Below are 20,924 nucleotides of genomic sequence, written 5' to 3'. Positions count from 1 at the left end.
CTTTCGTACGCCTGCCGCGCGGACGCCCAGAGCTCAGAAGGGGTCGGCATGGGCGATCAGAAGAGGAGCGCCCACGCGATGTGCGCCGGCGCGATGAGGAGGAGCGCGTACGTGAGGGGGATATGCACAAAGAGCCAGTATTTCAGCAGCGCCTGGTGAGCCTCGCTATAGTCGAGGTCGTCCTTCGTCGTGAGTAGCGCGGCCAGCTCCGTCTTGATGTGCCGCTCCCGCGCGCTCACGTAGCGCTCCATCTCATCGAGTTCGCCCAGGCGGTCCTGCAGATGGCGGCGAGCACGGAAGAGGTGCGCAAACCGATTCTGGGGACGCTCCATGAACGGGAGCAGCGTTTCCACGGCGAACGCGGCGATGGTGGGCATCTCGTCCTGTGCGAGATCCTGGTCCACGATCTCGAGGACCCGCTGGCAAAGGCGCGCCCGGTGGGCTGGAATGCGCTCGTAGATCACTTCCTCCCCGCGTTCCCGAAGACGCCTGGGCACCCAGCGGGACAGCCACAACCCGCCCAGGCCACTCGCCCACACCGAAGCGAAGAGCAGGAGGTACCCCCAGTTCAGCGCAGCCCTCGGCCACGAGTATCCGACGTGGATCAGGAGGAACAGGCCGGCGAGCAACCCCAGGAACACATGCACGTCGACCCAGAGAGTGGCCGGGAGCAGCGGTATGCGCGTGAAGCGTTTCCGCACGTTCAAGAAGGTCAGGGCGCCAACCAACGCCAGGAGCAGCCAGCCGGTCACCTCTCCGGCGGGTATCGCCCATCTCCCTGCCCACGCGTCCTGGTAGCGGAGCACGCCGTAGAACGTCACCCCTACGGCCGCCACCGTGAGCGCGCGTCTGCTCCAGCGGCCGGTCAGCGATCCAGCCACTGGGCAAGCCTCTCTGGGCCCTGACTGAGGTCGAGGCGCACCAGCGCATCGTGAGGGCACGCCCGCTGGCACGCGGGGCCGCCCCACTCATCGATACACAGGTCACACTTGGTGGCCTTTCGGATGGGTTCGTGCATTTCGAGGTCACGAATCACCTCACCCGCGGTATCACGGATCTCCACCATGCGGATGTTGTCCCAGGGGCAACTGCTGGCGCAGGTGCCACAGCCGACACAGGTGTTGTCGTCGATGAGGATGTTTCCCGTCGCCTTGTCCCGCGAGATGGCGGCCGTGGGACATCCGATCATGCACACGGGATCGACGCAGTGCATGCACGCGCTGGCAACCATGAGCGGGCCGATCCTGGGGCCACTGCGCAGGAAACGAGGATTGCCGTCATGCGCGTCGGAGCACGCTTGTACGCAGTCGTCGCACCGGGTGCAGCGATCCATGTCGATGACCATGGCAGCCCCGCCGATGTGGACCCGTTCATCCACCAAGCCCTCCAGAACTACGTTGGGCAGCACCGGAAGGCGGGACCTGCCGCGCCCCCGACCCTTCTCAGCGCTTGACGCCGAGGGGATTAGCGACGGCTTCGCCCGTGGGCGGCTCCTGTCTGGCCCCAGCACATACTTCTCAACCAGATCGCTGGGCACGAAGAGCGTCTCCAGGTATCCCAACGCACGCAGGGTCGTGCCGTGGGGCTCCGGCTCGCCGGTACGCCAATGGTGGGTGAACTCCTCCAGGCCGAAGACCCGCCCTCTGCCCAGATACTCCAGGGTGTGCTCCGAATTGCCGAACGAGCGTGAGACACGACCGAAGCCGTTGGCGATGACGGTCACGCCGTTCACGTAATCACCCTGAAGTAGGACGATGGGCTCGTCACTCAGGCGCTCGTCCCAGTCCAGCGCCCCCCGCTTTTTGAGATCCACATCCCAGTCGAAGCGCCCATGAGAGTGCCACTCCGCCGCTTTGGCCACGACGGCCAGCTCTTCGTCGGCGAGATGAGAGAAGATGGGGGTGGCTTTCAATCGCGTGACCAGCGACCGGTCCCGGTACAAACTGTCGACCTGTGCGCCGAAGCGCGCGTCGTACTTCCGGAGGTCTCTGAGCCCGGGATGCCTGATCTCAAGCAGCTCGAGCTCGGTCTCCGCAACGACCGTGGCGGACCGATCGGTGCGTCCCAGGGCCGCCATCTCCCCGAAGAGATCCCCCGCCTCCGCCAAGGGAACCGTCTCGGATCGCTCGATGAGACCCGTCACATCAGGCACGTAGACTCTCGTCTCGGTCCCGACGCCCCGCGTCATGAGCCCCGTGCGTTCCGACGCCGGACGGAAGTCCCGGGCTTCAGGCGTCGGGCGCCCCAGGAACGGGCTCACCAGGGACTTGAGGAAGCTCACGCGCCGACGCTCGGTCCGGCCCGGCGCAAACCGGGTCTGGCTCTTGAGGATCACGCGCACTCCACCACCCAAGATGACGAAGGCGGACGTGCCGTAATCCCCCTCCCTGATCACGATCTCACCTGGTTGGTATCGAACCTTTCGGGCGTCGTTCCGGAGGATCCCCCGGAGAGGGATGTTCCTCGGGAAGCGATCCGCCTCCATGTCGGCGAACAGCGGGAGCGCCAGGAGACGGTCGACGTCGCCCTCGGTCATCCCGGTATCGAATGGATGATCCCAGCGGGCCAGCCTTCGGGGAGCAGGTGGTCCGGTCATGGGACTCCAGGCATCAGCGCATCCAATCCACCCAGGCCGGCTCCGTCCTCGCTCTCGGAGAACGAGCGTGCAGCCGATCCCACCGTCTCGGCCGCGGCGAGCAGCGCCGGCCGGTTGTTCGGCCCGAGATCGGCGCCCGCCACCGCGGCGAGAACCGTGTCGAGGGTCGCAGCCATGGCTGGTTCCGCGGCACGGATGGCTTCGAGAGCCTCGACTCCGGCCCCGATACGGGCCACGAGGCCTTCGGCGAATGGCCCGTCGGTGGTCGCCGACGCCAACCCTCGGAGCCCGTACTCCACGTCGATCATCTCGCCGAGAACCAGCAGGACACGGGACCGCGCTACCGCGTCCATGTCCCGAGGTGCGGCCCGGTTTTCGGCGCCATCCGAGTACAGGTAGTTGTGGCGGACTTCCCTGGCCAGCCATTCGAGGATGTTGAAGTCGGAGCCCGCCTGGTGCCCGCCCGTGTTCACCAGAAGCTCGTTGGGGACCGTGTGGCACTGAAAGCAGTTCTGGATGAGCGCGTATGGGTTGTCCGTGCGGATCATGCCTCCGGCCTCGGCAGTCGTCAGGCGCGCTTCACGGTGATCGTCGGGCTCGGTTTCCCGCGTCCACTTGGCGCCCGATGTATCCTCGCCGTAAACGCCGTGCTCTTCGATCCAATCCGCGGCCGCGCCGTGGCACGACTCGCAGGAAACCCCGTAGTTGGCCCGGGGCCGACCGCCGGCCTCTTCGGCCTGCATCGTGTAGTGGCAGCTCGCGCACACACCCCGCTTCGCGCTTCGCTCACCCAGGTTGTCCAGGATCTCAGCGGCGGCGTCCCTCCGATGCATAGCCTCAACGTCGTCGGCACCGTTGAAGGTCTTGTAGTGGCTCGTGGTTTCCCACTGGTCGACGGCGGGCTCGTGGCACTCCGAGCACCGCTCGGTTCCGACGATCTTGGCGGGGTCGTACCGCAGTCCGTCGGTTTCCTGGGCCGTGTACATCACCGCCCCCGTGAGGAGCAGACACAATCCCATCACGGCGGTGGTCGCACGGGTACGGGAGGTCAGCATCGGATTCACCGTCTTTGGTTGGAGTGATTGACGAAGTCAAGCGTCGAGGACGAGCGCTGATGACGGGACCGCGACGCAGGTCAGGCACGTCCCCGACTCGGTTTTGGCCGCGGCCCGAGCGACATACTCCACTGTACCTTCGTCGACCGCTGTGGCGCAGGTACCACAGTTGCCACTCCTGCACCCCCCGTCAATGGGAACTCCCTGTGCCTCGGCGAAGCTCAGAAGATTGTCATAAGTGCTGTCCCAAGGCACGGATACGCCAGACCGCGCGAATCGGACAGAGTATGGATTGGCAATCCGGTCGTCCACGTCCTTGGGGGCCCTGCGTACCGAGGCGGGCCCAAACGCCTCGAAGTGGATCCGGTCCGAGGCGATGCCCAGCGCCTCGAGACCACCGACCATGGAGTTCATCATGGTGCCCGGCCCACAGACGTAGAAGTCGGCCTCCCGCTGGCCCAAACGTTCCCGGACCGCCTCAGCCGTGACATGGCCGCGCACGTCGAAATCGACGCCAAGGCGCTCGTCAGCGGACGGCTGGCTGTGAAAGATCACGAGATTGAATCCGGAACGGTCCTTCGCCCAGGCCAGAATCTGCTCCCTCATCGGGAAGGAGTGGGCTGACCGCATCCCCACGAAGAACCAGATCTCCCGGGTACTTCCCGATTCGATGAGGGAGTCGGCCATGCTGAAAAGAGGCGTGATGCCGATCCCGGCGCTGATGAGTACTACCGGCCCCCCGTCCTTTTGAGGATCCAGATAGAAGCCTCCCGCTGGAGCCTTCACGTTCAGGACGGCGCCCACCTGAATCCGGTCGTGGAGGTGGGTGGACACCACTCCGGGCGTTTCACTCTTGTCCGGCGCGCCGTTGATGCGGCGGACGGAGATCCTGTACGGTTTCCGAGCCCCTCCCCAGGACAGCGAGTAGCAACGCACGACGTGCCTCTCCTGCCCGGCCGAGTCCAGAAAGCCCATTCGAAACGTCAGGAACTGCCCGGGAAGGAAGTCGGGCAGGGTCTTGCCGTCCACCGGCTCGAGGTAGAAGGAACAGACGTCCTGGGACGCGGTTTCCCACTCCTTCCCGCTCACTGTGAGCCGCCGGAATCCCTCCCATCCGAGCCCGGTCTCGGAGGCCGAGGGCTCGTAACCGGCCATCGCCGTCGCAACCCTCTTCCGGTGCTCGTCACCCGTCCGTTGAAGGACGCTACGACGCCGGGCGGCGCTCAACACCAAGCGAGCGACCCCACGAGCCATCGCGAGGAGACTTGCGGCTGCCAGGAGAAGCGCCAGTCGCTGCGGCGCAGTCAGGGCTGTCCAGATGTTCATGAAGTGGCGGCGGCCAGGCTACATCTTGACGAGGATTCCAAACCGCCCTCCAATGTGGGCGCCGTCCGTGTTCCGGTGGGATACGAACAGGTCGCTCTGGAGCACGTATCGATTGCTGAAGGCCTGCTGGACTCTGACCCCGGCCCCCAGAGAGCTGCTGCTGTTGCCGTTGAACAGCCCCCGTCGCGCTGCGGCCTCGAAGACGAATTGACGCCGTTCGGCCGGCTGTATGACCTGGTACCCTAACGCGGCTCCGACCTCGTTGGAGGCTACTGGAGCACCCAGAGCCGGCACATATGCACCCAGGGGGGATCCCCCGAAGAGCAGCCCGATGCGACCGAGAGGCCCCGGCGGCTGAGTGGAGGCGGGCGAGAACGTATCGTAAGCGAAGAAATGGTTGAAGTAGATCAGGTTGTCCGAAGCGCCGTCCTTTCGAGACAGCTCGTTGAACAGGATCACACCGTCGGAGGTCCCCGGGCTACCGGCGGCTCCTTCGTCGAGAGCTGTGGATGCCGCGATGCGGAAGGCGGTATTCCAGAACCCCATCTGCTGGACCGTGCTGAAGCCGGCCACGAGACCCGAGCCCGTCGCATCTCCGCCGTCCACGTAGGCGATGTCCAGATCCACGAGGGCTCCGTTCCAGTCGGCTTCCATGAAGAGGCCGGCGAGGTCGGCATCCTTGGTGCCACCATGGTTCACGTCGCCGAAGCCCCACACCGCGGAGATCCGGAGGTTGGACATTCCTCCCAGGGACAAGCCGTTGAAGGCGAGCCCCACGACATCCATGATGTCGTTGACCAGCAACCCTTCCTGGAAGTAGAGGTTCTGCCGGCCCACGCTGAACCCGATGTCGTACGGCCGCATGTCCTCGTAGTCGAGGAACTGGAAGAGCTCGGCGATATCGCCCTCCACGAAGTAGATCACCGGCTTCATGCTCAAGCCGTCGTTCACGAAGCGGTCCCCTTGGACTGTCTCACCATTGCGGACGAGATCGAAGCCGGTCATTCCGCCGGAGTCCAGGGGCCGGAACCCCACGAAGACCCGCTCGGTGCCAGAGAGCCGCAGGTTCATGAACAGATCGAGCCGGTCCCGCACCTGTGCCGTACCGATCTGGGTGGAGCCGCCCAGCGTCTGTCCCTGGCCGGCCGCCAGGAGGTTGCCGTACACCCACAGCGCCGGCTGCCAGTACGTGCCTTTCCAGGGGCTCACTCCGTACGGGAGCTCACCGACATCGTAGAATTTGTCGCCGAGTTCCAAGAGCATGGGAGGACGCTCGGGAAAGCCTGCGAGCTGTGGGGGCACCACGTCGTCCGGGAACCGGTATGGGTCCTGGGAGAGGCCCGGAGTCGGTGCACCGAAGAGCAGGGCAACGCTGAGGAGGAGCACACCCGTGTTGCTAACGAGCCTGGTCACGGCACTCACCTCAGGTCCTCGAACCGGAACGGCACGGCTTCCACGACACGCCACTCGATGGCATCAGGTCCGGCCGCCAGGTCCAGAGACCCTTCGTATTCCCAGATGACCGTGTGCCCTGACACCACACGATCGGCGAGCTGCCGAGCGGTCATGCCGAACTCGAATCCCATCTCCTTGATGGTCCCGATGAGGGACACGGGAATCATCGGCGCCACGAGCTTGACGTTGACCTCGTACGGCCCGTCATCGGTGAGCAGGTCGGAGTCCACGGAGTAGTCCGCGGAGCGGTGAGCACCCGGCCGGATGGAGTGGCGTTGGATCCGGACGCCCAGTGGACGCCCCATGAGCATGTATGACCGCGGCTGGGGTCGAAGGAAGGGTAGCGGGCTCGGAGAGAGGTTCACCGGCACTACCTCTTCACGCTCTCCTCCGAACATGTTCCGAACGATGAACTTCGGCTGGAGGTTGAAGAGGTCGCCGTCCAGTGGAAGCACGCCGTTGCGCACGTACACCGAGTTCCGGTCCCGGAAGTCGCCGTTGGGGTCGAGGTCGCCAGACTTGTAGACCGTATCGCCCTGGGCGTTGGCCACCGTCACACGCAGATAGACCGGCCTGATGCTGAAGCCCGTGGGAACGCTGTGGCCGTCGGTGACGTTGTCGACCTGGACCTCGAGCTTGATGCCCCGGCGCCTCGAGGCCCGCTCCATCCGGATCTCACCGATGGAGTATCCGTTACGCAGGAGGGTCAGGCGTTGACCCATGTATTCGTTGATGAGAGAGAGATTGTCGTCGATGACCTCGCGCGCATCGAGCCGGTCATCGTAGTTGTCCCAGGCCTCGGGGAACTCGAAGTCTTCGCCCGGGCCGTCCTCGAATTCGTCGGTGCCCCAGCCCGCCTTCCAGTCGAACTGCGCCCACTCGTCCACCTCGGCCATCTCTAGGGCTCGAGGGTTGAGCGGGAAAATCCCCGGATGTATCAGGGAGTGGTCGGGCCCGACCATCATATGGTTGGAAAGACGCCTGGACCCGGTCGGTCTTCCGTTGACGAGGGCGGCCGGCCCCCAGCCGTAGTTGGTCGTGTCCGAACCCGTGTAGGCGCCGGGTTCCGTTCCCATGTGGCAGTCCTGGCACGTGACTCCGGCCTTCGCCGAAGGAGAGTGGCGATACTCGGCCAGGGTCTCCTGGTTACGCAGCCCCGGGTGATTCAGGAACTCGTGGCAGGTTCCGCAGAACGCGGGCGTGTTCATCTCGAAGAACTGCTCGGAGGTCTGGTGCACCGCCATGCCCCGCTCCCCCCTGCCACCCGAAAGTTGGAACTCTGCCAACTCCTTGACCCGGGCCAATTCGCTCCCGTCGGACGGCCCGTAGACGGTCTCGTACACGTCGCCCGGCAGAACCGCCTGGCGACCACTGATCCTGCCGTAGTTGCGGTTGACCCGGTGACAGCCGATGCAGGTGATTCCCTCTCGGGAGACCTGCTGCCGCTGAGCATTGCCCATGAAGATGGACTCGCCGATGGCCATGCCTGCCGGCGAGTGGCAGCGCAGGCAGAAGTCTCCGTTCGTCCCTTGCGTGTGCCGTCCCACGAAACCCGCCATGGCCTGGAAGATCGGGCTGACCATGGTGTAGGCATGGGGCGACACCGACCACTGACGGGCCTGATCCGGATGGCAGCTGGCGCATTGCATCGCGGACGGGTAGAGCATGGCGCGCTCGTGCATCGCGACGACGGTGTCCGCCTCCTGGGCGGGCGGGGCCTCCTGCGGAACCCGGACGTCGGCCCTCGACGCCAGAGGCACTCCGATGACGAAGACCACTCCGAGCAGGGTGAGGAGGGACGATGGGATGAGCTTCATGGGCTCCTCTGCACGACGCAGGCCGCCATGCGTAAAATACGTCTGACGGCGAGAGGCACTGTCGAGGACATTTGAATGTCTTTCTTCGTTAGGGGCAACCCCGAACGGCGCATCCCCTATCTGTTATCTGTACCAGGGTGGTTTGCCGTGTCCGCTTTTAGCCCGAGTGGTGATTTGCAGGGAGAGCGGCATCAGGCGGTCAGGCGCTCCGGTATGCAGTCACTGCATGGATAATGTGATGGTCTCCATCTGTCTCCCGTCACGGTGGTCACACGGCTCCTGATCCCATACTCTGAGACCGTCCGCCGGGGCTCTCGCCCCACCATCGAACGTTATCCTCGGAGTCCCGATGTCCGCCCGTCATGCCGTCGGCCTTCTCGCTTTAGTCGCCACCTTTTCGGCAACCCCCGCCGCCGCCCAATCCCGCTTCCTCCGCCAACCCGACGTGGGCAATGGACAGATCGCCTTCGTCCACGCCAACGACGTATGGACGGTCGGCCGCTCGGGAGGCCGAGCAGTCCGCCTCACAACCGCCCAAGGCGCCGAGACCCACCCGCACTTCTCGGCAGACGGTCAGTGGATTGCTTTCTCTGGCGAATACGGCGGGAATACGGATGTGTTTGTTGTCCCAGCAACAGGCGGTCAACCCAAACGCCTCACCTGGCACCCGGGAAATGACGTAGTCCAAGGCTGGACGCCATCAGGCGAAGTCCTCTTCCAATCCGGCAGACAGGCCCACCCCACCCAGCTCTGGCACATGTACTCCGTGCCGACATCAGGCGGCCTCCCAGCCAAACTCTCCGCCCAAGCCTACGAAGGTGAACTCAACGCCGACGGCTCCTGGTTCGCCTATCAGGAACTCGGCCTCTGGGACCCCGAGTGGCGCAACCACCGCGGCGGGCAAGCGCAGCCGGTCAGCCTGGTATCGACTGAAACCAACGAACGCCTCACCCCACCCTGGGAAGGCGAACGCCACCTGGCCCCGGTGTGGTTGGACAGCAAAGTCTTCTACATGTCCGAGCGCGACTACGCGGCCAACGTCTGGTCGTTCGATCCTGCGACGGGCACCGAGACCCAGCACACGTACCACGCCGACTTCGATGTGAAGTCGCTCGGAGCGGGGGACGGCGTCGTGGTCTACGAGCAGGCTGGCTACCTCCACGCGCTAGACCCAGCCACTAATACGACCCGGCAGCTCGACATCAACGCGTCGGGCGATCAGAACTGGGCCCGTACCCGCTGGGAGGATGCCCCTGCGACCCAACTCCGTGACGCCCGCCTCTCGCCCACCGGCCAGCGCGCACTCTTCGAGTACCGGGGCGAGCTGTTCAGTGTCCCGGCGGGTGAAGGTTCATGGCGCAATCTGACTCGAACTCCGGGCGTAGCCGACCGGCACGCCGCATGGTCGCCGGACGGATCGCAGATCGCGTGGTTCAACGATGCTGAGGACGAATACGCACTGGTCATCGCAGATCAGGACGGCACGAATCAGCGCCGCATCTCCATCGACAACCCGACCTTCTACTTCCAGCCGCAGTGGTCGCCGGACGGCACGCACATCGCGTTCACGGACACGGACTATCGCTTGCTCGTCCTGGACGTCGAATCGGGCGACGTCGCACACGCGGACACGGAGCGATACGCGCACCCCGAGCGCACGCTAGAGGCAGTGTGGTCGCCGGACTCTCGCTGGGTCGCCTATGCGCGCCGGCTCGACTCGCACCTGCGCGCCATCTTCATCTATGACACCGAGTCAGGTGAGTCCCATCAGCTCACGGACGGTATGGCGGATGCGATCACGCCCGTGTGGGATGCCTCGGGTGAGTACCTCTATTTCCTCGCGTCGACGGACGTCGGGCTCGGTACGGGATGGCTCGACATGTCGTCGTTCGACCATCCCGTCACTCGCGCGCTTTACTTGGCCATCCTAAAAGAGGATGGCGTATCGCCGTTTATGCCCAAGTCGGACGAGGAGCCTGAGTCGGACATGGCTTCAGGCACCGCGGCTTCAGGCACCGCGGCTTCAGGCACTGCGGAGTCGGGCTCCTCGGACGCACCTGTCGTCACGATCGACTTTGAGGGGATCAACACCCGCATCGTAGATGCACCGGGCCTGCCGCTCCGTAACTACACGGGGCTGCGCGACGCACCGGAGGGCCACGTCTTCGTATCGGAGGTCATCCCGAACGAGGGCGCGGTGCTCTACAAGTACAGCCTCGACGATGCCGATGACGAGACCTTCATCGAGGGTTTCCAGGCCGTACAGATATCCCACGATCGGAAGCAGATGCTCTACCGCCAGGGACCGAACTGGAGCGTGGTGAGCACGGGCAGCAAACCGTCCGGATCAGACGGCCGGCTCACCCTGGGCCTGCGCGTGCAAGTCGAACCGATGGCCGAGTGGGGCCAGATGCTCCGCGACGGTTGGCGTTTCATGCGCGACTTCCTCTACGTGGACAACCAGCACGGCGCCCCGTGGGATGACGTGTGGGACTGGTACAGCGCGTGGCTGCCGGACCTGCGTCATCGGTCAGATTTTAATCACCTGTTGGACATGGTCAGCGGAGAGATCGCGGTCGGGCACAGCTACGTCCGAGGCGGCGACTACCCCGAGCTCGACAACCCGAGGACAGGCCTGCTCGGCATCGATCTGGAGGAAGCGGATGGGGCGTACCGCATCAGCCGTATCTATTCGGGTGAGGGTTGGACCCCGGGGCTGACCGGCCCGCTCAGTGTACCAGGCATGGGGGTGCATGAAGGGGACTATCTGCTCCGCATCGACGGGCAAGAGATCGGTGCCGGACAGAACCCGTATGCCGCTCTAGAAGGCACCGCGGGACGGGTGATCACGATCACCGTAGCCGATGACGCTCAAGGCGTCGGCGCGCGGGATGTTGTGGTCCGCCCCGCATCGACTGAAGGACAGCTCCGGAACTGGGCCTGGGTAGCGGGTAACCAGCGCAGGGTAGACGAATTGAGCGGTGGCAAGCTCGCCTACGTCTGGCTCCCGAACACGGGGCAGGGCGGCTACACCTATTTCAACCGCATGTACTTCGCGCAGCAGGACCGGAAGGGCGCCGTCATCGACGAGCGCAACAACGGAGGCGGATCAGCCGCCGACTACATCGTGGATATCATGGCCCGGGAGCTTACCGGCTACTTCAATTCCAAGGCCGACGATCACAGGCCGTTCACGCAGCCTATTGCCGGGCTGTGGGGGCCGAAGGTCATGATCATCAATGGGCGCGCCGGGTCGGGTGGGGACTTGATGCCCTACCTGTTCCGGGCCAAGGGTGTCGGGCCGTTGGTGGGCACGAACACCTGGGGCGGATTAGTGGGCACGTGGGACACGCCGCCGTTGATCGATGGCGGGTCTTTTGTGGCGCCAAGGGGTGGGTTCTATGACGTGAACGGCGAGTGGGCCGTGGAAGCCACGGGCGTGGCTCCGGATATCGAGGTGCGGAATAACCCTGCTGAGGTGCTTGCTGGTGCCGATCCGCAGTTGGAGGCGGCTGTCGCTGAGGCGTTGCGGTTGTTGGAGACGGAGGGCATTGAGTTGATGGCTGAGCCGGAGGCGCCGGTGCGGTATCGGCGGCCGGGGGGCGGGCGGTGATCAGCGGCTACCGTCCAGATATGTAGGCGTGTCCTTCGCGGTCTGCGGTGTCCTGGTCTTCGCCATCAATTGGATTGCGTTCGTTCCCGCCTACCTCAGGCGGACCGAATTAACGAGTCCCCCAGCCGGTAAGGCGAGCCCATCCCGCCCCTCGTTTGAGGACTCTTTGCACTATATGCGAACGTTTGTCTAATAAAGTGATGCATAAAAAGGCAAATAGTTAGACATAAGCTTGACATAGTGTCCGGGCGCCGCTCAATTCTTGGAAGATGTCGGCTTCGGTCGACTTCCTGGGCTTGGCCCTTTGCACAGGGTCGCCGCTTCAAATACTAGATCCTACTCGACCCGACCTCGGCTCATTGAGCGGGGGTCGACCCTCAGTCAACATGGATGAATCGTGAACGCTCCTGCTAGACGAACCCTGCTGTTAACCGGCGCGACGGGATTCGTGGGTCGATACGTATACGAGCCACTTGTCGAAGCGGGTTGGACTGTGCGCTGCGCCACGCGCAACGTCGCGGCTGCACAGGAGCGTTGGCCGGACCGTGAGTGGGTGAGGCTCGACGTAGCGGACGCGGACTCTGTTGAGCGGGCCGTCGAAAGGTGCGACGCTGCCCTGTATCTGATACACGGCATGGCGTCGCACGCGGAAGACTTTCGCCAAGCTGAAATCCACCAGGCGGAGACGTTTTCCGCCTCGGCGGCGCGAGCCGGCTTGAAGCGAATTGTCTATCTGGGTGGCGTGGCCGCACAGGCCGACCCGTCGGAGCACCTGCGCAGCCGTGAAGAGGTCGGCGAGGCCCTACGCGCGGGGGACGTACCAACCATCGAGCTTCGGGCCAGCATGATCGTCGGAGAGGGAAGTCTGAGCTGGCTGATCGTGAGAGACCTGACCGCCCGGCTGCCGGTGATGATCTTGCCGAGTTGGCTTCGGTCGCGCACAGAACCCGTCTCCATTCACGACATCACCATCGCCCTGGTGCGGTCCCTGGATCTTGAAATGTCAGGGAGCGATTGGTTCGATGTGCCGGGGTCCGAGGTGCTTTCAGGACGAGAAATCTTGGGGCGCACTGCGACCGCTCTGGGCGTAGCGAAGCCCCTCATGATTCAGGTCCCCTTCCTCTCCCCCAAGCTGTCCTCTCACTGGGTGCGGTTCGTCACGAGGGCCGAATGGTCCGTGGCACGTGAGGTCGTCGTCGGTCTCAAGACGGACCTCATTGCACGGGACGACCGGTTTTGGTCGCTCATTCAGCACGCAGAGCTTCAGAGCTTCGATCAGGCGGCGCGCAGGGCCCTCGAGGACGAGCATGCCCGCCCACCTTTTCGGGGGGTTTGGGCCTGGATCGAGCGAGCCTTGGTGGGGATTGCGAAGGCGGGTCGAGAACGAAGGAGTGCCGCGGGAGATCAGAAGCGAGGCACGACCCTCGCCGACTGGCGGGCAGTCGCCTATGGGCTCGTTTGGCTCGTGGGTGCCTGGGCTTCCGGGCACTTCGGAATCTGGCCGGCCGTGGGCACCACCGCCGTCTTCCTGGGCCTGGCCGTGATCGGGTTCGAAGGAACGAGTGTTCTGGGCCGGGGGCCACACATACGACCGTTGATACTCGGGGTGGTGGTCGGCCTCGCTATGGCGGCGACTACCCTTGTGTTGTTCGAGCCTGTCACGGCCGCTTTCCCCGGGCTCAGGGCCGATGTCGCAGCGCTGTATTCCGCGTTTCAGCGTCCAGGCGTGCTCATGGCCATCCTCATGGTTCCGTTGGTCGTAGCGTTCGAGGAGATCGTTTGGCGGGGCGCGATCCAGAATGCCCTCGCCCGCCGGATGTTCTCGCCGCTGGCTGTGGTGGCTGGCGCCGCGCTCTACACGCTGGCGCATGTCCCCATCGGTTCCTCTGCGCTCCTGCTCGCTTCATTGGGCGCCGGCCTGAGCTGGAGCGCGCTACGAGCCTACACCGACAGCCTCCCCGCTGTGGTTGTCGCACATCTGGTGTGGGACCTCATGGTGCTCGGGTTCTACCAACTCACGCTTTAACCGCTGCGCATGAGTGCCAACACCCAGCACTCTTCGAGCTCTCGAAGGCCTTCGGCGTTGAGACGGTAGCTCCGGCGTTGGGCGTCTCTGCGTACGGAGGCCAGCCCGGCTTCCCGGAGCACACGTAGCTGCTTGGAGACGGCCGGTTGGCTCATGTCGAGTCGCTCAACCAGGGCGCCAACCTCAGCGGTCCGTGATGAGGAGCAGCCCCTGAGCGCTCAACATACGATTCAGCGCCGCCACGTCGGATGCCACGAGCGACTCCAATGCCATCAGGTGGTCTCGAAGCTGATCGTGAAGGATCGTCTTCACCTCCGCTTCCGAATCCGTCGGCCGGAAGTCGGCGACCGAGAGTCCCCCGGTCAAATAACCCAGCTTTTGCAGGAGCTTCGCCTCAAAGCGCGTACCGTCCTGTCCCTGCGGCGTCAGGCGTAGGTCGACCATGTTCATCTGAAGGCTGACGAGCTTCTCCTCAAGGTCGTCGATTGCGGCCGCGATCACCTGATCCTCCACGAAGCGCGCCATGGTATGGAGCTGCACGCGCATGGCCTCGACCCGGTGCACGGCCTTACCCGCGGTGACGACGTCTTCGCGCACCTCCCGCAGGAACGTGACCTGGGCCCGTATGTCGGCGGGCGACCCCGCCGAGTGCGGGTCCTTGATGATGGTGAGTGGTTGTTCGTGCGTCTGTCCGTCGACGTTCAGACGTACGGTGTACTGTCCCGGTGGCATGAGGATCGATATCTGCCTGCCGCCGGGGGCCGAACGGCCTTCTTCGGTGACCACGATCTGTGGCGCATAGAGCGGGCTCGTGAACAGCTGGACGGGACCGTTGGGTTCGTCGGCGAGATCCCAGTGGATACGGTTCACTCCACGCTCATTCGTCCCATCCAAGGTCCGCACGGTGGTTCCCGCACCATCGAGGAGCTCGATCGTCGGCGTCTCAGCGGCCGCTTGGGCCAGCCAATAGTTGATCGACGCTCCGTACTCGGGATCCTGTCCCTCGGTTGGGTCGCTATAGGGGACCGACGGGGGTGTGATCGGTCGGAAGCGATAGGCGTCCCGCGGCTCGAACAGGTGTGACGCAGATGACATCACCTGGGGTGTCACCTGCTGAAGGGGCGCCAGATCGTCGAGGATCCAGAAGCCACGGCCGTACGTGCCGATGACCAGATCGTTGAAGTGTTCCTGGATCACGATGCCGGAGACGGGTGCGTGCGGGAGGTTGTTCTGCAGCGGCTGCCAGTCGTCTCCGTCATTGAACGAGACGTAGACTGCGTTCTCGGTGCCTACGTAGAGCAGGCCCTGCCTCTTCGGGTCCTCGGCGATCACCTTGGTGTAGCTGAGCATGCTGCTGGGGATCCCGTCCGTGATCTTCTCGAACGAGGCACCCCAGTCGCGCGTGCGGTAGATGTGTGGGTCGCGGATGTTCGCCTGGTGCCCGTCCACGGCCACATAAGCGGTGGCTGCGTCATACCGCGAAGCTGCTATGCTGCGCACCGCTCCCCACTCGGGGGTCCCGGGCATATTGCCGGTAACGTCGGTCCACGAGTCACCACCGTCGCGTGTCACGTGGAGGAGGCCGTCGTTGGTGCCGGCCCAAATCAGACCCTGTTCGATGGGCGACTCGGCGATCCCGAACACGACACCCGCGTATTCGACGCCGATGTTGTCGCCGGTGAGGCCGCCGGAGAGTCCCATGCGACTCTGGTCGTTGAGGGTCAAGTCGGGACTGATGACCTGCCAGCTCTGACCTCCATCGCGCGTCCGGTGCACGTGTTGGCTCCCGACGTAAACCGTGTTGTGATCGTGCGGCGAGATGGTGATCGGAGCGTCCCACACGAAGCGGTAACGCACGCCGGATGCGGCGCCGCGGCTCTGCTCAGGCCACACTTCAACCGCACGGTACTGGCGGCGGTCCTCCTCGTAGCGGACCACGATGCCGCCGACCATGCCCGATCCGGACGCGGACGACCAGACGATGTTCGGGTCGACAGGGTCCGGCGTGGCCCATCCGCTCTCTCCGCCGCCCACGTGATGCCACATGCCGCGCGGAATCCCCGTGATGCGCCGCTGGCCCATGATCCGGCTGTTGCTCGGCCCTCGGTATGTCGGCTCGTCCTGCTTGTTGCCGAGCACGTTGTACGGAATCTCGTTGTCCGCCGTCACGTGGTACATCTGCGCGTTGTTGAGCCGCTGCCGGAACCACGTCTTCCCACGGTTGATGGAGATGGACAGGCCCTGATCGTGCGCGACGATCATTCTCTCGGGGTTGGTGGGGTCGATCCACATGTCGTGGTGGTCACCGCCGGGCGCCAGCGGGCGAGGCACGACGTCCAGTGTGCGCCCGCCGTCGGTCGACCGCGCGAAGGATGCGGTCAGAAAGTAGGCCTCGTCTTCGTCGTCGGGAGCGATGACGACCCGAGAGTAGTAGTGAGGCCGGCCCATGGCGAAGTGATCCCGCGAGATCAACGACCACGACCGGCCGCCGTCCTGGGAGACCCACACCTGACCGTCTTCCGTCTCCTGGCCGTTCCAGGGGAACCCGTCACCGGTCTCGAACATGGCGTAGACGTGCTGGGTGTTCGATGGCGCGATCGCCACCGCCACCTTGCCCACCGGGAGCTGAGGCAAGCCGATGTCGTCGGCTCCTCCGTTCAGCTTTTCCCAACTGTCCCCGCCGTCACGGGAAACGTGTAGCCCGCCGCCCGGCCCACCGCTGGTTCGGCCCCAGGTATGGATCTCGAGTTGCCACGTGCCAGCGAAGAGCACCCGTGGGTTCGACGGGTCCATCGCGATGTCGGAGCAGCCGGTGTCCTGGTCGATGAACAACACGTGCTCCCAACTTTCCCCACCGTCCGTCGTGCGGTAGACGCCGCGCTCCGGCTGAGGGCCGTACGAGTGGCCGAGCGCGCATACGTAGACGATATCCGGATTCGTCGGATGCACGGCCAAGCGGGGGATACGGCCGGTCTGCTCCAGCCCCATCAGCGTCCATGTCTGACCCGCGTCGGTGGATTTGTAGATGCCTTGCCCGACGGAGATGTGACTCCGAATCTTCCCCTCACCGGTGCCCGCCCAAACGATGTTGGGGTCGACAGGAGAGACCGCGAGCGCCCCGATCGATTGGACCGGCTGGTCGTCGAAGATCTCATCCCAATGCACACCGCCATCAGTCGTCTTGTAGATGCCGCCCGAAGCCGCTCCGACGTAGTACGTCGCTATGTCTCCCGCGATTCCGGCCGCGGCGGAGAAGCGGTTACCCTCAGGTCCGATGTGCCGCCACTCGAGGCTCGCGTAACTTGCGGGGTCAGGCGCGCCCTGAGCTGCGAGGTCTGCGCGTGGCAACCCCACAAAAGCGACGGCCGCGAGCAGGGGCAGGGGCCCGAATGGAGAACATCTGCGTGCACGCATGACAAACCTCTCGAAGTCGGCAGGTGCCAAGCAGGCCTCGGTCAGCGAGGTGATGGCTTGGCATCGGGCCGGGTGGGTGCGGGGACCGGGCCCCGGGTGAACTCTTGGATTACCAATAGAGGCGCTCCGCTAACGGTGTCAAATGCGGGCTCGGCGGACCTCACGCCTGGCCTGATCCGGACGTCGTGAGGTAACGATGCAGGTCGCGGCAGTAGGATGGGCCATTGGCGCCACTGCGTGGCTTGATCTACCGCCCCCCCCCGGCCGCGGGATACCTCACACAGGTGTGGGTATCGATCGCTCTCGGGATCGCAGGCGCGTACGCCTCCCTGTGGGCCGCAGTCAAGATTGTCCGCGTCAGACTGCTTATGTAGGGCAAGCCGCCGAACTTGCCGACTCTGCTGAAGTGGACCCGGCAGGCTTAGGGCTCCGGGACGGCGATCCTCGGATGGCGTGTCCACTGTAGACCGGCTTCGCCTCCGGAGCGTACTATGAGCGGGTTGGCCATGAGGCCGGCCTTTCCCGCGCGATCTGGAGCCTTGGATGCTCGACTCCGTATGTGGCCGACTCACCGTGCTTGGCCTGGCCACTCTGCTCGCAGCATGCGCAGGCCCTGAACCTGCCGATCTCGTCTTCGTGGGAGGTTCGGTCGTGACTGTGGCCTCTCAGAGGGTCGCGGAGGGACTGGCCATCAGGGGCGAACGCATCGTGGCCGTGGGAGACGAGTCCGAAGTCAGGAGGCTCATCGGGCCCGATACTCGGGTCGTTGAACTGAGCGGACGCTCGGTGATCCCCGGGCTTGCCGATAACCATTTTCACTCGATCGGCGGCGGGCCCGGTGTCGACCTCTCTCGGGCCCGGTCCGTGGAAGACGTGCTCGACGCGATTCGTGAGCGGGCTGAGGGAACCGACCCAGGCGGAGTTGTCGTCACCAACAGTGACTGGCACGAGGGGCAGCTGGCCGAGCAGCGGCTACCCTACAGGGACGACCTTGATCGAGCCGCGCCCAACAAGGCCGTCGTGGTCGTCCGCGGAGGTCACGAGTTCATTCTGAACAGCGCTGCTCTGGATCGATGGGGGATCGACGAGTCGACCGATGACGTGGCTGGCGGCCGCATCGGGCGATATGACGATGGGCGGCTCAATGGCGAACTGGTGGACCGAGCGAAGGACTTCGTTTCCTTGCCGTCGCCCTCTCCAGCCGGTCCGGATGCGGTCCTCGACGAACAAGAAGCGGCTCATCGCATCTTGAACAGCCGCGGTCTCACGAGCATCCGCCATCCGGGGACGTCGCCTGCCCAATACGCGTCACTGCAACGCCTACGCGATGAAGGTCGGCTCAATCTCCGAGTCGAAGTGCTCATGCGCGCACCTCGGTCGGGGTTACCCGAGCAACTGGCGGAGGCCATGGAGGACTGGCCAGATCCCGATGAGGGAGACGCATGGCTGAAGATGGGTGGCGTCAAACTCGGTGTAGACGGTGGCTTCGAAGGGGGGCTGATGAGGGATCCCTACGAAGAACCGTGGGGTGAGGGTGGGACGTTCTATGGCCTGCAGACCGTCCCGCGAGAGCCTTTCGTCGAATCTGTGCGTGCACTTCACGCCGCCGGATGGCGGGTCGCTACGCACGCGGTGGGTGATGCCGCAATCGACCTGGTGCTGGACGCGTACGAGTCAGCTAACCGCGACGCCCCAATTACCGGGGAGCGATGGGTCGTTGAGCACGCGTTCATTCCAAGGGATGATCACTTCCCCAGAATGAGGGAACTCCAACTCGTGGTGTCGGCCCAGGACCATCTCTATCTGGCCGCTCCGAGTTTGGTCGAGTATTGGGGCCGGGACCGGGCTGGCCTGACCACGCCACTGAGGGCGTTTCTCGATGCTGAAGTGCCCGTCTCTCTCGGGACGGATTCTCCAGTTGTCCCTTACGACCCCTGGTGGGTCCTCCATCACTTCACCACCCGAGGCACCATCAGCGCGGGGGTCGTGGGAGCGGACCAGAAGGTGACTCGCCTCGAAGCCCTCCGGGCGGCTACAGCCGCGTACGCCTATCTAACCTTCAGCGAGGACGAGCTTGGAACCTTGGAGGTGGGCAAATTCGCGGACGTCGTCGTGACCGCCGAGAACTACCTGACCTGCCCCGACCCGTGTTTGGAAACGATGCTCGTAGACCTCACGGTTGTGGGTGGCCGCGTCGTCTGGGAGCGATAGCGCCCCGCCGGTCAGCGCAGCCCGGGTACGGCGTCGGCCCGATCGTAGGTCCCCTACCTGCTCGAATACCCCACCGTGACCCTGCCCGCAGCGTTCACCGTCGCGGCGAAGTTGGGCACGGCACCCCCTGATGAGCCGTCTCCGGCTCGAGAGCCAGTGAAGAGCCGCGCGCTGAGCGCACCGATGGCCGCACCCAATAGAACGTCTTCGAAGAAGTGTTTGTCCGCGTGCATCCGACTGTACCCGACGAACGCCGCCGCCGCGTAGGCGGGCACGGCGTAGCGAAGTCCATACCGGAAGTGGAAGAACGTCGCGCTCTGGAACGCGATGGAGGTGTGGCCGGAGGGCAGTGAGTTTTGGTCTGATCCGTCGGGGCGGTCCTTATCGACCAGATACTTGAGGCCCTTCGTGACGCCCGCATTCGCGACGAAGCCCAAGACGAACTGTTGCGCGCCGTCGTGCTCTTTGAGCACCAGGGTGCTGGCCAGCGCCACCACGGGCGCCGCGACCATGAGCACGTCCCCGACGTCCTCAGTCCGATTGTGCTGAGCAACTCCTGGCTGCGGCGAGACGAACAGAGCCGTCGCGGCGATGAGGCAAGCTGATGCGAACTGGAAGCGTGGTTTCCCGAAAAGCACGTTGGCGAACCCCGATCTCGGCAGATGGTGATGGTGACGCCGAATTGAAGACGAGGGGGCGTGCTAAGAAAGGGGTGATTCCCAAGCGCTTGTAGGACCGGGCACCCCTTTGCACGATTGGTACGTACGCTACATAGCCTGGGGCTGTGACGCGCATGCAGCGGTCGGCAGTGTGGGTGATCCGACGCTCGCTCGCATGGAGGCGCGTGACTATGTGGTGTCTGAATGGGGGGAGGCCGGAGACGCGAAGGCTGCAGACAGGCCGCGCCGGCGCTACTGCCGCGTCACGGCGGTGGGTGCTCTGGCTCTGAGTGAAGCGCTCGATCGTCTCGCGGTCTTGTCCGGCGCGGCGCCGCGAACGGCTGCACAGGGCTGATGCCTCGGCTTCTGCTGCGCCTGTGGGCGCGCACGGTGCCACTGATCTACCGGGGCCGGTGTGTGCAGGAGTGGGAGGCGGAGCTTGTGGGGCGCTCGTTCACATGCCGCAGAGCTGGCACGCATACATGAGAAGGACAACACAGGGACGATGACGGTGACGATGATGGGACGGGATTTGAGATTTGCGCTGCGGTCGTTCAAGCGGGCGCCGGGCTTCACCTTTGTTGCTGTGCTGACGCTGGCACTGGGAATCGGCGCCACGACGACCATGTTCAGTGTGCGGGACGCGGTCGTGCTTCGGCCTCTCCCGTACAACAACCCGGACGAGTTGGTCATGATCGGGTCGTAATCGCAGCGCTTCCCGGGCCTCGCCCCTGTGGCCCCGGGGAGACCCG

14 protein-coding genes are annotated in these 20,924 nt (G+C 64.6%); 5 read left to right on the top strand and 9 right to left on the bottom strand.

The window, feature by feature from the left end:
• Positions 1 to 56 precede the first annotated feature (56 nt).
• Genes P8L30_13825 through P8L30_13800 form a run of 6 tightly spaced genes read right to left on the bottom strand, consistent with a single transcriptional unit; the run spans position 57 to position 8,249 of the window.
• On the bottom strand, positions 57 to 881 hold the full coding sequence (locus tag P8L30_13825) for a hypothetical protein (protein MDG2241277.1): 825 nt from the start codon (positions 879 to 881) through the stop codon (positions 57 to 59).
• Positions 866 to 2,596, bottom strand: a complete 1,731-nt coding sequence (locus P8L30_13820; protein ID MDG2241276.1) for a cyclic nucleotide-binding domain-containing protein — start codon at positions 2,594 to 2,596, stop codon at positions 866 to 868. The genes P8L30_13825 and P8L30_13820 overlap by 16 nt, the downstream gene beginning before the upstream one ends.
• On the bottom strand, positions 2,593 to 3,651 hold the full coding sequence (locus P8L30_13815) for a multiheme c-type cytochrome (protein ID MDG2241275.1): 1,059 nt from the start codon (positions 3,649 to 3,651) through the stop codon (positions 2,593 to 2,595). Before P8L30_13815 ends, P8L30_13820 begins: the two co-directional genes overlap by 4 nt.
• A 36-nt stretch (positions 3,652 to 3,687) precedes the next feature.
• Complete coding sequence (locus P8L30_13810) at positions 3,688 to 4,977, bottom strand: 2Fe-2S iron-sulfur cluster-binding protein (GenBank protein ID MDG2241274.1); 1,290 nt, start codon at positions 4,975 to 4,977, stop codon at positions 3,688 to 3,690.
• 18 nt (positions 4,978 to 4,995) lie between these two features.
• Complete coding sequence (locus P8L30_13805) at positions 4,996 to 6,390, bottom strand: hypothetical protein (protein MDG2241273.1); 1,395 nt, start codon at positions 6,388 to 6,390, stop codon at positions 4,996 to 4,998.
• Between the two features lie 5 nt (positions 6,391 to 6,395).
• Entirely contained in the window at positions 6,396 to 8,249 is a 1,854-nt protein-coding gene (locus tag P8L30_13800) for a multiheme c-type cytochrome (protein MDG2241272.1), read from the bottom strand.
• Between the two features lie 349 nt (positions 8,250 to 8,598).
• Here P8L30_13800 and P8L30_13795 point away from each other — a divergent pair, with 349 nt between their 5' ends.
• Positions 8,599 to 11,862 carry a PDZ domain-containing protein gene (locus P8L30_13795; GenBank protein MDG2241271.1) on the top strand — a complete coding sequence of 1,088 codons (3,264 nt, stop codon included), beginning with the start codon at positions 8,599 to 8,601 and terminating at the stop codon, positions 11,860 to 11,862.
• Positions 11,863 to 12,259: 397 nt separating this feature from the next.
• Positions 12,260 to 13,888: a CPBP family glutamic-type intramembrane protease gene (locus tag P8L30_13790; protein MDG2241270.1), complete on the top strand. Its 1,629-nt coding sequence runs from the start codon at positions 12,260 to 12,262 to the stop codon at positions 13,886 to 13,888.
• Here the strand turns inward: P8L30_13790 and P8L30_13785 are convergent.
• Together P8L30_13785 and P8L30_13780 are read right to left on the bottom strand one after the other, a co-directional pair.
• Positions 13,885 to 14,061: an ArsR family transcriptional regulator gene (locus tag P8L30_13785; GenBank protein ID MDG2241269.1), complete on the bottom strand. Its 177-nt coding sequence runs from the start codon at positions 14,059 to 14,061 to the stop codon at positions 13,885 to 13,887. The two genes, P8L30_13790 and P8L30_13785, sit on opposite strands and share 4 nt — an antisense overlap.
• A 10-nt stretch (positions 14,062 to 14,071) precedes the next feature.
• A complete protein-coding gene (locus tag P8L30_13780) occupies positions 14,072 to 17,302 on the bottom strand; it encodes a hypothetical protein (GenBank protein ID MDG2241268.1) in 3,231 nt (1,076 codons plus the stop codon).
• Between the two features lie 543 nt (positions 17,303 to 17,845).
• Here P8L30_13780 and P8L30_13775 point away from each other — a divergent pair.
• Entirely contained in the window at positions 17,846 to 19,513 is a 1,668-nt protein-coding gene (locus P8L30_13775; protein ID MDG2241267.1) for an amidohydrolase, read from the top strand.
• Positions 19,514 to 19,566: 53 nt separating this feature from the next.
• Here the strand turns inward: P8L30_13775 and P8L30_13770 are convergent, their stop codons facing one another.
• The gene (locus P8L30_13770) at positions 19,567 to 20,151 is read right to left on the bottom strand and encodes a phosphatase PAP2 family protein (GenBank protein ID MDG2241266.1); all 585 of its coding nucleotides are present in this window, start codon (positions 20,149 to 20,151) and stop codon (positions 19,567 to 19,569) included.
• A gap of 172 nt (positions 20,152 to 20,323) precedes the next feature.
• Here P8L30_13770 and P8L30_13765 point away from each other — a divergent pair, with 172 nt between their 5' ends.
• On the top strand, positions 20,324 to 20,527 hold the full coding sequence (locus tag P8L30_13765) for a hypothetical protein (GenBank protein MDG2241265.1): 204 nt from the start codon (positions 20,324 to 20,326) through the stop codon (positions 20,525 to 20,527).
• A gap of 150 nt (positions 20,528 to 20,677) precedes the next feature.
• The gene (locus P8L30_13760) at positions 20,678 to 20,878 is read left to right on the top strand and encodes a hypothetical protein (protein ID MDG2241264.1); all 201 of its coding nucleotides are present in this window, start codon (positions 20,678 to 20,680) and stop codon (positions 20,876 to 20,878) included.
• Positions 20,879 to 20,924 lie beyond the last annotated feature (46 nt).

It is taken from the genome of Longimicrobiales bacterium, assembly GCA_029245345.1.
In the GTDB taxonomy this organism is placed as follows: Bacteria; Gemmatimonadota; Gemmatimonadetes; order Longimicrobiales; family Gaopeijiaceae; genus CALFPJ01.
This window is presented reverse-complemented; position numbering and strand designations above follow the sequence as displayed.